This window comes from Nocardioides pymetrozini (assembly GCF_046058985.1).
Lineage (GTDB): Bacteria > Actinomycetota > Actinomycetes > Propionibacteriales > Nocardioidaceae > Nocardioides.
The window spans coordinates 808,658-820,424 of record NZ_CP175556.1 but is presented as its reverse complement, the minus strand read 5'-3'; the positions used below and the strand labels follow the sequence as shown (position 1 = coordinate 820,424).

The 11,767-nt window shown below is 72.2% G+C and carries 14 protein-coding genes; 10 read left to right on the top strand and 4 right to left on the bottom strand.

The window, feature by feature from the left end; all coding sequences use genetic code 11:
* The first annotated feature begins 12 nt into the window (after nucleotides 1-12).
* From ACJ5H2_RS04010 to ACJ5H2_RS03995, 4 genes are all read left to right on the top strand, one after another.
* Nucleotides 13-363 (top strand): GIY-YIG nuclease family protein, encoded by a 351-nt coding sequence (locus tag ACJ5H2_RS04010; RefSeq protein WP_408898277.1) that lies wholly within the window; start codon nucleotides 13-15, stop codon nucleotides 361-363.
* A gap of 288 nt (nucleotides 364-651) precedes the next feature.
* Nucleotides 652-1,617: a helix-turn-helix domain-containing protein gene (locus tag ACJ5H2_RS04005; RefSeq protein ID WP_408898276.1), complete on the top strand. Its 966-nt coding sequence runs from the start codon at nucleotides 652-654 to the stop codon at nucleotides 1,615-1,617.
* Nucleotides 1,614-2,174 carry a dihydrofolate reductase family protein gene (locus ACJ5H2_RS04000; protein ID WP_408898275.1) on the top strand — a complete coding sequence of 187 codons (561 nt, stop codon included), beginning with the start codon at nucleotides 1,614-1,616 and terminating at the stop codon, nucleotides 2,172-2,174. Before ACJ5H2_RS04005 ends, ACJ5H2_RS04000 begins: the two co-directional genes overlap by 4 nt.
* Before the next feature lie 107 nt (nucleotides 2,175-2,281).
* A complete protein-coding gene (locus ACJ5H2_RS03995) occupies nucleotides 2,282-3,709 on the top strand; it encodes a phytoene desaturase family protein (RefSeq protein WP_408898274.1) in 1,428 nt (475 codons plus the stop codon).
* On the opposite strand, the gene miaA is transcribed toward ACJ5H2_RS03995, so the two are convergent.
* Complete coding sequence (gene miaA / locus ACJ5H2_RS03990; RefSeq protein ID WP_408898273.1) at nucleotides 3,693-4,619, bottom strand: tRNA (adenosine(37)-N6)-dimethylallyltransferase MiaA; 927 nt, start codon at nucleotides 4,617-4,619, stop codon at nucleotides 3,693-3,695. The two genes, ACJ5H2_RS03995 and miaA, sit on opposite strands and share 17 nt — an antisense overlap.
* A gap of 113 nt (nucleotides 4,620-4,732) precedes the next feature.
* On the opposite strand from miaA, the gene ACJ5H2_RS03985 reads away from it, so the two are divergent.
* The 3 genes from ACJ5H2_RS03985 to ACJ5H2_RS03975 all read left to right on the top strand — a co-directional run bounded on the left by ACJ5H2_RS03985 (nucleotide 4,733) and on the right by ACJ5H2_RS03975 (nucleotide 6,862).
* The gene (locus tag ACJ5H2_RS03985; protein ID WP_408898272.1) at nucleotides 4,733-4,936 is read left to right on the top strand and encodes an antitoxin; all 204 of its coding nucleotides are present in this window, start codon (nucleotides 4,733-4,735) and stop codon (nucleotides 4,934-4,936) included.
* Between the two features lie 82 nt (nucleotides 4,937-5,018).
* Nucleotides 5,019-5,468, top strand: a complete 450-nt coding sequence (locus ACJ5H2_RS03980; RefSeq protein ID WP_408898271.1) for an NUDIX domain-containing protein — start codon at nucleotides 5,019-5,021, stop codon at nucleotides 5,466-5,468.
* Nucleotides 5,469-5,530: 62 nt separating this feature from the next.
* Entirely contained in the window at nucleotides 5,531-6,862 is a 1,332-nt protein-coding gene (locus tag ACJ5H2_RS03975) for an HNH endonuclease signature motif containing protein (protein WP_408898270.1), read from the top strand.
* Nucleotides 6,863-6,878: 16 nt separating this feature from the next.
* Here the strand turns inward: ACJ5H2_RS03975 and ACJ5H2_RS03970 are convergent, their stop codons facing one another.
* The 3 genes from ACJ5H2_RS03970 to miaB all read right to left on the bottom strand — a co-directional run bounded on the left by ACJ5H2_RS03970 (nucleotide 6,879) and on the right by miaB (nucleotide 9,488).
* Nucleotides 6,879-7,145: a hypothetical protein gene (locus tag ACJ5H2_RS03970; RefSeq protein ID WP_408898268.1), complete on the bottom strand. Its 267-nt coding sequence runs from the start codon at nucleotides 7,143-7,145 to the stop codon at nucleotides 6,879-6,881.
* An 89-nt stretch (nucleotides 7,146-7,234) separates the two neighbouring features.
* Nucleotides 7,235-7,969 carry a Type 1 glutamine amidotransferase-like domain-containing protein gene (locus ACJ5H2_RS03965; protein WP_408898267.1) on the bottom strand — a complete coding sequence of 245 codons (735 nt, stop codon included), beginning with the start codon at nucleotides 7,967-7,969 and terminating at the stop codon, nucleotides 7,235-7,237.
* 4 nt (nucleotides 7,970-7,973) lie between these two features.
* Nucleotides 7,974-9,488 (bottom strand): tRNA (N6-isopentenyl adenosine(37)-C2)-methylthiotransferase MiaB, encoded by a 1,515-nt coding sequence (gene miaB / locus ACJ5H2_RS03960; protein WP_408898266.1) that lies wholly within the window; start codon nucleotides 9,486-9,488, stop codon nucleotides 7,974-7,976.
* A 71-nt stretch (nucleotides 9,489-9,559) separates the two neighbouring features.
* On the opposite strand from miaB, the gene ACJ5H2_RS03955 reads away from it, so the two are divergent.
* From ACJ5H2_RS03955 to ACJ5H2_RS03945, 3 genes are all read left to right on the top strand, one after another.
* Nucleotides 9,560-9,955, top strand: a complete 396-nt coding sequence (locus ACJ5H2_RS03955; protein WP_408898265.1) for a hypothetical protein — start codon at nucleotides 9,560-9,562, stop codon at nucleotides 9,953-9,955.
* Nucleotides 9,956-10,042: 87 nt separating this feature from the next.
* Nucleotides 10,043-10,828, top strand: a complete 786-nt coding sequence (locus tag ACJ5H2_RS03950; protein WP_408898264.1) for an amino acid ABC transporter ATP-binding protein — start codon at nucleotides 10,043-10,045, stop codon at nucleotides 10,826-10,828.
* A gap of 10 nt (nucleotides 10,829-10,838) precedes the next feature.
* Nucleotides 10,839-11,723 carry a glutamate ABC transporter substrate-binding protein gene (locus ACJ5H2_RS03945; protein ID WP_408898263.1) on the top strand — a complete coding sequence of 295 codons (885 nt, stop codon included), beginning with the start codon at nucleotides 10,839-10,841 and terminating at the stop codon, nucleotides 11,721-11,723.
* Nucleotides 11,724-11,767 lie beyond the last annotated feature (44 nt).

The window sequence follows — 11,767 nt, the reverse complement described above, 5'->3', positions numbered from 1 at the left end:
GCACAGGAAGTCATGCCTTGGACCTACCTCCTGCGCTGCTCCGACGACACCTACTACGTCGGAAGCACCTGGGACCTCGACATCCGCATCTGGCAGCACAACCACAGCGACGAGCTGGGTGCCGCGTACACCCGCCGCCGGCGGCCGGTGGTCCTGGTCTGGAGCGGATGGTTCGACCGGATCGAGGACGCCTACCGCTTCGAGAAGCAGGTCCAGGGCTGGAGCCGCAGGAAGCGGGAGGCCCTCGTCCGCGGCGACTTCGCCGCGTTGCCGAGCCTGTCCCGCCGCGCGGCCGTCCAGCGCCGAACCGCTGATGCCGCTGAGCCGCCCTGTTCTGGACCGACGAGCCCCTCCGGTGGTTGAGGTGGAGGAGCGCTAGCGACGAGCCCCTCCGTTGGTTGAGGTGCGAGGAGCGCTAGCGACGAGCCCCTCCGTTGGTTGAGGTGCGAGGAGCGCTAGCGACGAGCCCCTCCGTTGGTTGAGGTGCGAGGAGCGCTAGCGACGAGCCTCGAAACCTCCGGAGCCGAGGCAGTCTGCTGGGCGCCGGGGGTTTCGAGGCTCGGCGCCGGGGCGCCTCGCACCTCAACCACCGGCGAGGTTCTGCGCAAGAACGGTCAAGCGCGGGCGGGGAGCGGGCAGCACACTGGACCCATGACCGGCCGTGACCGACTGCGGGAGCTCCTCGACGCGGTGCTCGACGAGGACAACCGGACGCTCACGCAGATGGCGGAGGGGGCCTACGCGTCGCCGTACCACTTCAGCAGGGTGCTGTCCCGGGACACCGGCGAGGCGCCGGTCGCGATGCGGCGGCGGGTGATGCTCGAGCGGGCGGCGTGGCGCATCCGCCAAGGCGGCAGCGTCACGGACGCCGCGTGGGAGGCGGGCTATGAGTCCCTGGAGGGGTTCAGCCGCGCGTTCACGCGGGCGTACGGCCACGCGCCCAGCGAGGCGGCCACGGCGACCGGGACGAGCCAGCGCCGCAGCACCTGGCTGCCGGCCGCGAACGGCATCCACTTCCACCCACCCACGAGCCTGTGGGTCCACACGACGGAGCAGCCGATGAACCCGCTCACCGACCAGCTGGTGCGTCACGACCTCGACGACACCCGGGTCCTGCTCGACCTCGCCAAGGGGCTCAGCGAGGAGGAGTTCCGCCGGATCCGGCTGCCCGGACACGAGGTGAGCTCGTGGGAGGGCCCGGAGGAGTCGATCGCGAGCATCCTCGAGCACCACGTGGGCACGAAGGAGGTCTGGCTCGCGGCGATCGAGGGCGCCGACCTGCCCGAGCGGCCCGACGACCCGACCGCGGCCGATCTGGTCGCCCGCCACGACGACGCCGCCGCCCGCTGGCTCGCCGTCGTGCGCGACGTCGACCGACGCGGCGCCTGGGACGACCTGCTCGTCGATGCGCTGTGCGAGCCGCCGGAGAGCTTCCAGCTGGGCAGCGTCATCGCCCACGTGCTGACCTATGCCGCCCATCGGCGGCAGACAGTGCGCCACCTGCTGCGCGCCGCGGGCGTCGACGCCGGCGACGGCGACCCGATCCTGTGGCTTCGCCGCGAACGAGGAGACCACGCCGAAGACCCCGCCGAAGAGCACGGAGGAGACCAGGGATGACCCGGACGACGTACTACACCGCCACGACGCTGGACGGCTTCCTCGCCGATCCCGACGACTCGCTGGCGTGGCTGCTGCGGCAGGAACTCGACGAGGCGGGGCCGCAGAGCTACGAGGCGTTCATCGAGCGGATCGGGGCCCTCGTCATGGGCTCGACGACCTACGAGTGGGTGCTCGCACATCTCGCCGAGACGGGTGAGGGCTGGTACTACGCCCAGCCCAGCTGGGTGATGACCTCGCGGGAGCTGCCCGTCCTCGACGGAGCCGACGTCCGCTTCGCGAAGGGCGATGTGACCACCGTGTACGACGACCTCCGCGCGGCCGCGGGCGAGCGCGACATCTGGGTGGTCGGGGGCGGCGACCTCGCCGGCCAGTTCGCGGACGCCGGTCTGCTCGACGAGGTGATCGTGTCGATCGCCCCGGTCGTCCTCGGCGCGGGTCGCCCGCTGCTCCCCCGCCGGCTCGATCTCAGGCTCGAGGAGACCGCCCGCAACGGCGCCTTCGTCACGGCGCGCTACGCGGTGGACGGACCGCTTCGGGAGGACCGGGCGGGCTGAGCCACCGGACAGCCACCGGGCAGCCACCGGGCAGCACCGGGGCGTGGGTCCGCCGGCGGCGGGTACCGTCGAGCGGGAACGCCGCCCACCGGGAAGGACCTCGTGTCATGAGCACCGCCGTCGTCGTCGGCAGCGGCCCGAACGGACTCGCGGGCGCGATCCGCCTGGCCCAGGCGGGACTGGAGGTCACCGTCCTCGAGTGCCACGACCGGCCCGGCGGCGGGACACGGACCAGCGAGCTGACCCTGCCCGGTCTCCTCCACGACGACTGTGCCGCCTTCCACCCGACCGGCGTCGCGTCCCCCTTCTTCGCCTCGCTCGGGCTGGAGCGCCACGGCCTGCGCTGGCGGTGGCCGGAGGTCGAGCTCGCGCATCCCCTGGACGACGGCCGCGCGGGAGCGATCACCCGCGACCTCGCGGCCTCCGCCGCTCTCCTCGGCGTCGACGAGCGGGCGTGGCTGCGCACCTTCGGCGCCGCCGTACGCAACTTCGACGACCTCGTCGCCGAGGTGTTCCAGCCCGTCGTCCACGTGCCGAGGCACCCGGTGACCCTCGGCCGGTTCGGCATGAAGGCCCTCCTGCCGGCTCCGGTCCTGGCGCGCCGCTTCCGCGACGAGCCCGCGCGCGCCCTCTTCACCGGCGTGGCCGCGCACAAGTTCGGCGCCCTGACCGGCCCCCTCACCTCGTCCGTCGGGCTGATGCTCGGCGCCGCCGCGCACGCCGTGGGCTGGCCGGTCGCGGAGGGCGGCACGGAGGCGATCACGCGCGCGCTCCTGGCCGAGCTGGCGTCGTACGGCGGCAAGGTGGTGACCGGTGTGCGCGTCACCTCGCTCGACCAGCTGCGCGATCTCACCGGCTCGGCGCCGGACGTGGTGCTTCTCGACACCGCCCCCGCGGGCGCGCTCGAGATCGTCGGCGACCACCTGCCGGGCCGGGTGCGGCGGGCGCTCTCGCGGTACACCTACGGCCCGGCCGCCTTCAAGGTCGACCTCGCCGTCGAGGGCGACATCCCCTGGGCCAACGAGCACTGTCGCCGCGCCGGCACCCTGCACCTGGGCGGCTCGGCAGCGGAGATCGTCGCCGCCGAGGCAGCCGTCGGTCGCGGCGAGATGCCCGAGCGGCCGTTCGTGCTGCTCGGCCAGCAGTACCTGTGCGACCCCTCCCGCTCGCGCGACGGGAAGAACCCCGTGTACGCCTACGCGCACGTCCCGCACGCCTACGCCGGCGATGCGACCGAGGCGGTCCTCGGACAGATCGAGCGCTTCGCCCCCGGCTTCCGCGACCGCGTCGTGGCGGTCGCCACCCGCGACGCGGACGCCTGGGAGGCCGAGAATCCCAACTACGTCGGCGGTGACATCTCGGCCGGCGCCAACACCGCGCGGCAGATCGTCTTCCGGCCGCGCCCGACGCTGAGCCCCTACGCGCTGGGGATCCCGGGCGTCTACCTGTGCTCGTCCGCCACTCCTCCCGGGGCGGGCGTGCACGGGATGGGTGGACTCCGTGCCGCGCAGGAGGCGCTCAGCCGACTCCGGTGAGGGCCCCGAGCGCGCGCGTGACCCGGTCGGGGTCGTCGTAGGCCACCCAGGTGATGCGCGGGTCCTTGCGCCACCAGGCCAGCTGCCGGCGGGCGAACTGACGGGTCGCGACAACCGTGCGCTCGATCGCCTCGTCGGTGGTGAGCTCGCCGGCGAGGACGGCCATCGCCTGCCGATAGCCGATCGCCGCCGCGGCGGTGCGCCCCTCGGCCAGCCCCTCGCCGAGGAGACGCTCGACCTCGGCGAGCAGGCCGTCGTCGAACATCTGCCGCACCCGCGCCTCGATCCGCGCCTCCAGGACCTCGCGGTCGATGGCGACGCCGATCTGCGCGGTGCGCGGGTCGACGTACTCCTGCACGGGCAGGTTCGCGCTGAAGGGCGCACCGGTGATCTCGATGACCTCGAGCGCGCGGACCACCCGGCGTCCGTTCTCGGTCTCGATCCGGTCGGCGGCGGCCGGGTCGAGCGCCCGCAGGCGCGCGTGCAGGGCCGGGCTGCCGTGCTGGGCGAGCTCCGCCTCGAGCCGCGCGCGGACGTCGGGGTCGGTGCCGGGGAACTCGAACCGGTCGAGGATCGCCCGCGTGTAGAGCGCGGACCCGCCGACGAGGACCGGTACGGCACCGCGCCCGCGGATGTCCGCGATCGCCGCGCGAGCCCAGCCCTGGAACTCCGCGACCGTGGCGGGATCGCGGACCTCGAGCGTGTCGAGCAGGTGGTGTGGGATCCCGCGGCGCTCGGCCGGCGGCAGCTTCGCCGTACCGATGTCCATGCCGCGGTAGACCTGCATCGCGTCGGTGTTGACGATCTCGCCGCCGAGCTTCTCGGCGAGGTCCAGCGACAGCGAGGTCTTGCCGCTCGCGGTCGGCCCGACGATCGCGACGATCGGAGGGACAGAGGACGAGCGCAGCATGGGGCCAGTGTCCCAACAGGGCGCCGCAGCGGGACATCCGGCGTCACCGTCATCCTCTAAGGTGACCCGCGGCGGCTCAAGGCGGGTCGTCGCACTCACAACGGGGGTTTCTCGTGGGCTTTCTCGATGACGCCAAGGACAAGCTGAGCGACGCTGTCGACAGCCAGGGCGACAAGATCGGCGACGCGGTGGACAAGGCCGCCGACTTCGCCTCCGACAAGACCGGCGGCAAGTTCGACGACAAGATCGAGCTCGGTGCCGACAAGGCCAAGGACGCCCTCGACTCGCTCGACGGCCAGAACGACGACATCCGCTGACGGACATCCGCTGACCGACTTATCGGCAGACGCGAGCACCTCGGTGACCGTCCAGGATCCTGCGACCGGGAAGACCCGGTTCGTGGTGGTTCCCGCCTCCTACGTCCTCCTCCTGCGGGAGGCCCCCGGAGGGACGGGCACCGAGGTGCTCCTGCAGCTGCGGCAGAACACCGGCTACATGGACGGCCACTGGGCCGCCGCCGCTGCCGGCCATGTCGAGCGCGGCGAGACCGCCGAGGACGCCGCCCGTCGCGAGGCGCTCGAGGAGATCGCGGTCGCCGACCTCGACCTCGCGTTCGCGACCGCGATGCAGCGCACCGCGCACGACCTGCCCATCGACGAGCGCATCGACTTCTTCTTCACCGCCCGCGCGTGGTCCGGCGAGCCTCGGATCGTGGAGCCCGCCAAGTGCGCGGACCTGCGCTGGTTCCCGCTCGCCGCGCTCCCCTCCCCGGTGGTCCCGCACGAGGCCGTCGTCCTCGAGGGGCTGCGGCGCGGTGACCTCCCCGGGCTCACCCACTACGGCTTCTGAGCGCCGGTTCCGAGCGCCGTCTCCGGACCAGGTTGTGTCGGACCCCTGGGCTGTGATGGGGCATGGTCACCGATCGGGCGGTGGTGGATCTGGAGGGTCTGCCGGCAGCGGGGGTTCTCGACTTCGTCGAGGCCCAGCACGCTGTGCGCCTGGAGGCGGAGCGGGCGATCCTGCGGGCGGCGTATCAGTGGGCGGTGCTGCACCACCCGGACCGGCTGCCTGTGACCGATCGTCGTGGCCGGGAGCGGGCACGGCCTGCGGGTGGGTCGGGGACGCCGCTGGTCACCGAGCACGCCGCGGTGTTCGGGGCGCGGGTCCAGACCAGTCCGTATGGGGCGCGGCGGTTGATGGCGGACGCGGTGGACCTGCAGCTGCGGCTCCCGAAGCTGTGGGCGGGCGTGGAGGCGGGCACGGTCCGCGTGAGCCATGCGCGTCATGTCGCGGACGCCACCCGCGAGCTGTCCGAGGCCGAAGCGGCCTGGGTGGATGGTGAGGTCGTCGAGATCGCCGACGGCCGGTTGGCGTGGGCGCGGTTCGAGGCGGTGGTCGAGGGCAAGGTCGCCGCCGCGGCCCCCGAGCTCGCTCGCGCGCGGGAGGAGGCGGCCGCTAAGGAGCGGTGTGCCCGGATGGGCAGGGTGAACAAGCACGGCATGGCCACCCTGGTGATCAGGGCCGACGCGGTCACGGTGGCGGGGATGGATGCCGCCATCACCGCGGTCGCGGACCGGTTGACCGAGACGATGCCCGAGTCGATGCCTGATGCGGTGGTCAACGATCGCCGGGTCGCCGCCGCGGCGGTGTTGTTGAACCCCGCCGCGCACCCGGATCTGAGTGTCGGTCCGGTGAAGGTCCGCGCCAAGACCTACATCCACCTCTCCACGGACCCCGACGCGTCCGAGGTCGCGCGGGTCGAAGACCATGGACCGGTCACCATCGGCCGGGTGGTGCAGATGCTGGGTGCCGCCGGGGCGCGGGTGCAGGTGACCCCGGTGGTGGACCTGCCCGGCATGGTGCCGGTCGATGCCTACGAGATCCCCGCCCGACTCCGCGAAGCCGTGCATCTGGTCCACGGCGGCGATGTGTTCCCGTTCGCGGCGAACACCGGCCGGAAGGTCGACCTCGACCACGCCGAGCCCTACAGCGAGGGCGGGCAGACCAGCATCGAGAACCTGGGGCCGTTGACCCGGACCCATCACCGGATCAAGACCCACGCCGGCTGGACCGCACGACATCCGTTCCCCGGGATCGTGGTGTGGCGCGATCCCCACGGGGCCCACTACCTGGTCGACGCCACCGGCACGCGACGGATCAGCGACGACCCCGATTCGAGCGGCTGCGGGAGTCCACCGCGGGTGGACGTGATCCGCGTGACCGGACTGGACTGGGCCGCCTGACCTCGCGCGCCGTCTCTCAGGCCGGCGACTCCCGCTCCGGCGGCACCTCCGGGTTGCCCTTGGTCGCCTCGGTGTCGGTGTCCTCGGGGGTGGTCGTCTCCGCGGGCAGCTCGTCGTCGGTCGCCGGGTTGTTCGCCGGGTTCGGGTCGCGGGGCTCGGTGCTGTAGGCACCGTCGCCTCCGACGCCCTCGATCCGGTTCGGCCCGCCGGGCGGCGGCGCCGGCGGCTCCGCGACCGGCGTGGGCGCGGGCGGCAGGCTGCCGCCCTTCTCGTCGTTGCTCATGACTCTCCTCCCTCGTTGGCCGGGAGCACCTTGGGGAGGCAGTATCCGGGCGGGCGCTTTTCATCCTGCGAGGGCCGTGGCGCGCAGACCTACGAGCGCAGGAGCCTCGTGTCGAGCCGGGTCTCGACCGCCCGCCCGTCGGGGCCCCGCTCGACGCGGTAGGCCGCCTTGCCGTCCTCCTCCGTGAGGGCCTCGACCAGCTCGGTCCCGCGGTAGAGCAGGCCGACGCCGTCGTCGGTGGCATAGCCGGTCGGGAGCACGCCCTCAGCGACCAGCTCCTGGAAGAGCGGGCGCCGCTGCTCCTCGGAGTCGTAGTGGACGCCGTTGGAGTACGGCACGAGGCCGAGCCCGTTGGTGACCGGCCGGAGGTCCGGGCCGAAGGAGTCGGTGGTCCCGCCGGTGTGCCAGCACAGAGATCCGGCCGAGACCCCGGTGAGCACCACACCGGCCTCCCAGGCCGCGCGCATCGCTTCCCCGACGCCGTGCAGCTCCCACATCGCCAGCAGGCCGGCGACGCTGCCGCCCCAGACCCAGATCACGTCCTGTGCGAGCAGGTGGGCCCGGATGTCGGGGACGTTGGGCATGGGGAAGAGCTGCAGGTGGTTGCCGTGGAAGCCCGCCTCCTGCGCCATGTCGTAGAAGTCGCGGAGCACCGCGGGCTGGTCGCCGCACGCGGTGGCGAGGAAGCACACGCGCGGGGCCCGGCCCTCGACGCCGGCCAGGTCGACGGCGTACCGCGTCAGCGGGCCGACCGACCAGCGGTGGCGCGCTGAGGGCACCACGCCCCCAGAGGTGGCCAGGATCGTGGGCGCGTCGGCGGTCATCGGCTCAGCCGCAGGCCGGAGCGGACGGCAGCGGAGCGGGCGCGCCGATCGTCGGCATGCCCAGGCCGACACCGGCGGGCGCCGTCGGCGCGGCGTTCCGGCGCTCCCACGCGTCACCGGAGCGGGTACGACGCAGCGCGCGCACCGGCCCGTCGGCGACGAGGTGGTGCGGCGCGGCGTAGGTGACCTCGACGGTGACCATGTCACCCGGCCGGGGGTCGCCCTCCACCTCGGAGAAGTCGGCCTCGAAGTGCACGAGCCGGTTGTCGGGAGCGCGCCCCGAGAGGCGCCGGGTCGCGGCGTCCTTGCGCCCTTCGCCCTCGGCGACCATGAGCTCGAGCTCGCGTCCGACCAGCCTCTTGTTCTCCGCCCAGGTGATCTCGTTGACCAGCTCGACCAGCCGGTTGTAGCGGTCGGTGACGACGGCCTGGTCGACCTGGTCGGGCAGGGTCGCGGCCGGCGTACCGGGCCGCTTGGAGTACTGGAAGGTGAACGCGCCGGCGAAGCGAGCCTCCCGGACCACCTTGAGGGTCTCCTGGAAGTCCTCCTCGGTCTCCCCGGGGAAGCCGACGATGATGTCCGTGGTGATCGCTGCGTCGGGCAGCGCCGCGCGGACCCGCTCGATGATCCCGAGGAAGCGCTCCTGGCGGTAGGAGCGGCGCATGTCCTTGAGGACCTTCGACGAGCCGGACTGCAGCGGCATGTGCAGGCTCGGCATGACGTTCGGCGTCTCGGCCATCGCCTCGATGACGTCGTCGGTGAACTCGGCCGGGTGCGGGCTGGTGAAGCGGACCCGCTCGAGACCCTCGATCTCGCCGCAGGCCCGCAGCAGCTTGGAGAACGCCTGCCGGTCGCCGAACTCGACGCCGTAGGCGTTGACGTTCTGCCCCAGCAGGGTGACCTCCGAGACGCCCTCGGCGACGAGCGCCTCGATCTCGGCGAGGATCTCGCCGGGGCGGCGGTCCTTCTCCTTGCCGCGCAGGCTCGGGACGATGCAGAAGGTGCAGGTGTTGTTGCAGCCGACGCTGACCGAGACCCACGCGGCATAGGCGGACTCGCGCTTGGTCGGCAGCGTCGAGGGGAACACGTCGAGGGACTCGAGGATCTCGACCTGGGCCTCCTCCTGGACGCGCGCCCGGTCGAGGAGGGCCGGCAGGGAGCCGATGTTGTGGGTACCGAAGACGACGTCCACCCAGGGGGCCCGCTTCACGACCGTGTCGCGGTCCTTCTGCGCCATGCAGCCGCCGACGGCGATCTGCATGCCAGGTCGCTTGGCCTTGATCGGCGCGAGATGACCGAGGTTGCCGTAGAGCCGGTTGTCGGCGTTCTCCCGCACCGCACAGGTGTTGAACACGACGATGTCGGCACACTCGGCCCCGGCGCCGTCCGCGTCCTTGTCGAACGGGCGGTAGCCGGCGTCCTCGAGGAGGCCCGAGAGCCGCTCGGAGTCGTGGACGTTCATCTGGCAGCCGTAGGTGCGGACCTCGTAGGTCCGGGGCTGCTCCTGCGTGGTGCTCATGACCGGTCCAGAGTACGGCGAGCGGGCGCGAGCGCCCGAATCCCTTGTGGGGACTCATCTAGAGTCGAGCCATGCCTGAGACAGCTCCCCCCGGCTTCGTCGCGCGCAACAACGAGGTCATCGGCAGCATCCTCAGCATCCTGGCCCTGCTGGTCGCCGTCGGCCTCGGCGCCGGCCTCATGTTCGGCACGGGCACGCGCGGCGTGTCCGCGATCCTCACCGTGCTGACCGTCGCCGGCGGCACGTTCACCCTGCTGCTGCTCGGGCTCGGCGCGATGCTGCGCTCCGCGACCCCCGAGGAGCAGTGGGAGCGGGAGGAGACGCGGTGGCGCGCCGAGCGCGGGCTGGACCCGCTCACGGCCGCCGAGCACGCGGCCGCGGCGAAGGGCCGGCGCCGGGCGGCCCTGCTCGCCGTCCTCGCGCTGCTCGTCGGCCTCGCGCTCAGCGTGCTCCCCGACATCCTCTAGCAAGGGGCCGGGTCGGGAGTCACAACTTGGTCTCGGCGCCGAGTCGCTCTAGCCGGGAGGGCCCGCACGGGACTAGCGTCCACGCCTATGACCGTGACCGATGACGCTCCGGTTGGCAGCAGCGCGCCGCGTGCGGGCGAGCCTCTCGTCGAGCTGTCCCAGGTGCAGAAGTACTACGGGGGCCTGCACGTCCTCCAGGACATCGACCTCACCGTCGGCCGCGGCGAGGTCGTCGTGGTGATCGGCCCCTCGGGCTCGGGCAAGTCGACGCTGTGCCGCACGATCAACCGCCTCGAGCCGATCGACTCCGGCCGGATCCTCGTCGACGGTGCTCCGCTACCGCAGGAGGGCAAGGCCCTGGCCCGGCACCGCGCCGACGTCGGCATGGTGTTCCAGAGCTTCAACCTGTTCGCGCACAAGACGATCCTGCAGAACGTCACGCTCGGCCCGATCAAGGTGCGCAAGCAGCCCAAGGACAAGGCCGAAGCCCGCGCCCGCGAGCTGCTCGAGCGGGTCGGCGTCGCCCACCAGGCCGACAAGTACCCCGCCCAGCTGTCCGGCGGACAGCAGCAGCGGGTGGCGATCGCCCGGGCACTCGCGATGGAGCCCAAGGTGATGCTCTTCGACGAGCCGACGTCGGCCCTGGACCCCGAGATGATCAAGGAGGTCCTCGACGTCATGGTCGACCTCGCCGAGCGCGGGATGACCATGATCGTGGTGACCCACGAGATGGGCTTCGCGCGCACGGCCGCCAACCGCGTGGTGTTCATGGCCGACGGCCGGATCCTCGAGACGGCCGACCCCGAGACCTTCTTCACCCACCCCGAGAGCGACCGCGCCAAGGACTTCCTCGGCAAGATCCTCAAACACTAAGGAGATACGCATGCGACTGACCAGACTGAAGGCTGCCGCGGCGGCCGTGCTCGTGGCGTCGACGCTCGCCGCATGTGGCGACGCCGGCAGCGACGACGACGCGGGCATCGACGTCGACGTCCAGGAGAACGCCGCCGACGAGTTCGACGAGGGCACCCGGATGCGCGAGCTGGCCGAGGACGGGTCGATCAAGATCGGCGTCAAGTACGACCAGCCCGGCATCGGCTTCAAGGGCGCCACCGACGACCAGCCGGTCGGCTTCGACCCGGAGATCGGCAAGATCCTCGCCGCGGACCTGGGCATCGCGCCCGAGGACATCACCTGGGTCGAGACGATCTCCGCCAACCGCGAGGCCTTCCTGCAGAAGGGCGAGGTCGACCTCGTCATCGCGTCGTACTCCATCACCGACGAGCGCCGCCAGGTCGTCGGCCAGGCCGGCCCGTACTACGTCACCGGCCAGCAGCTGCTGGTGAAGTCCGACAGCGACATCGAGACCATCGAGGACGTCAAGGGCACCGAGGTCTGCTCGGTCACCGGATCGACCTCGCTGGACAACATCGAGGCCGAGGGCGCCACGCCGCGCGGCTTCGACACCTACTCCGAGTGCGTCGACCAGGTCCTCAACGGCACCGTCGACGCCATGACGACCGACGGCGCGATCCTGCTCGGCTACGCGGCAGAGCACCCGGACGAGCTCAAGGTCGTCGTGGAGCCGTTCTCCGAGGAGAGGTACGGCGTCGGCTACTCCATCGACCACCCGGAGATGTGCGAGTGGATCACGGAGACGATCGAAGACGCGCAGGAGGACGGCGCCTGGGCCGAGGCCTTCGAGATCACCCTGGGCAAGTCCGGGGTCGAGACGCCGGAGCCGCCGGCGATGGACCCCTGCGCCTGACCGAGCACCGCTGTCGTCGCGGGCCCGGCACCGACGGTGCCGGG

What these genes read in the sequence shown, in the direction of transcription:
- ACJ5H2_RS03995 (WP_408898274.1), top strand. Translation starts at nt 2,282, where the DNA reads ATGAGCACCGCCGTCGTCGTCGGCAGCGGCCCGAACGGACTCGCGGGC.
- ACJ5H2_RS04000 (WP_408898275.1), top strand. Translation starts at nt 1,614, where the DNA reads ATGACCCGGACGACGTACTACACCGCCACGACGCTGGACGGCTTCCTC.
- miaA (WP_408898273.1), bottom strand. Translation starts at nt 4,619, where the DNA reads ATGCTGCGCTCGTCCTCTGTCCCTCCGATCGTCGCGATCGTCGGGCCG.
- ACJ5H2_RS03955 (WP_408898265.1), top strand. Translation starts at nt 9,560, where the DNA reads ATGCCTGAGACAGCTCCCCCCGGCTTCGTCGCGCGCAACAACGAGGTC.
- ACJ5H2_RS03945 (WP_408898263.1), top strand. Translation starts at nt 10,839, where the DNA reads ATGCGACTGACCAGACTGAAGGCTGCCGCGGCGGCCGTGCTCGTGGCG.
- ACJ5H2_RS03975 (WP_408898270.1), top strand. Translation starts at nt 5,531, where the DNA reads ATGGTCACCGATCGGGCGGTGGTGGATCTGGAGGGTCTGCCGGCAGCG.
- miaB (WP_408898266.1), bottom strand. Translation starts at nt 9,488, where the DNA reads ATGAGCACCACGCAGGAGCAGCCCCGGACCTACGAGGTCCGCACCTAC.
- ACJ5H2_RS03970 (WP_408898268.1), bottom strand. Translation starts at nt 7,145, where the DNA reads ATGAGCAACGACGAGAAGGGCGGCAGCCTGCCGCCCGCGCCCACGCCG.
- ACJ5H2_RS03950 (WP_408898264.1), top strand. Translation starts at nt 10,043, where the DNA reads ATGACCGTGACCGATGACGCTCCGGTTGGCAGCAGCGCGCCGCGTGCG.
- ACJ5H2_RS04005 (WP_408898276.1), top strand. Translation starts at nt 652, where the DNA reads ATGACCGGCCGTGACCGACTGCGGGAGCTCCTCGACGCGGTGCTCGAC.
- ACJ5H2_RS04010 (WP_408898277.1), top strand. Translation starts at nt 13, where the DNA reads ATGCCTTGGACCTACCTCCTGCGCTGCTCCGACGACACCTACTACGTC.
- ACJ5H2_RS03965 (WP_408898267.1), bottom strand. Translation starts at nt 7,969, where the DNA reads ATGACCGCCGACGCGCCCACGATCCTGGCCACCTCTGGGGGCGTGGTG.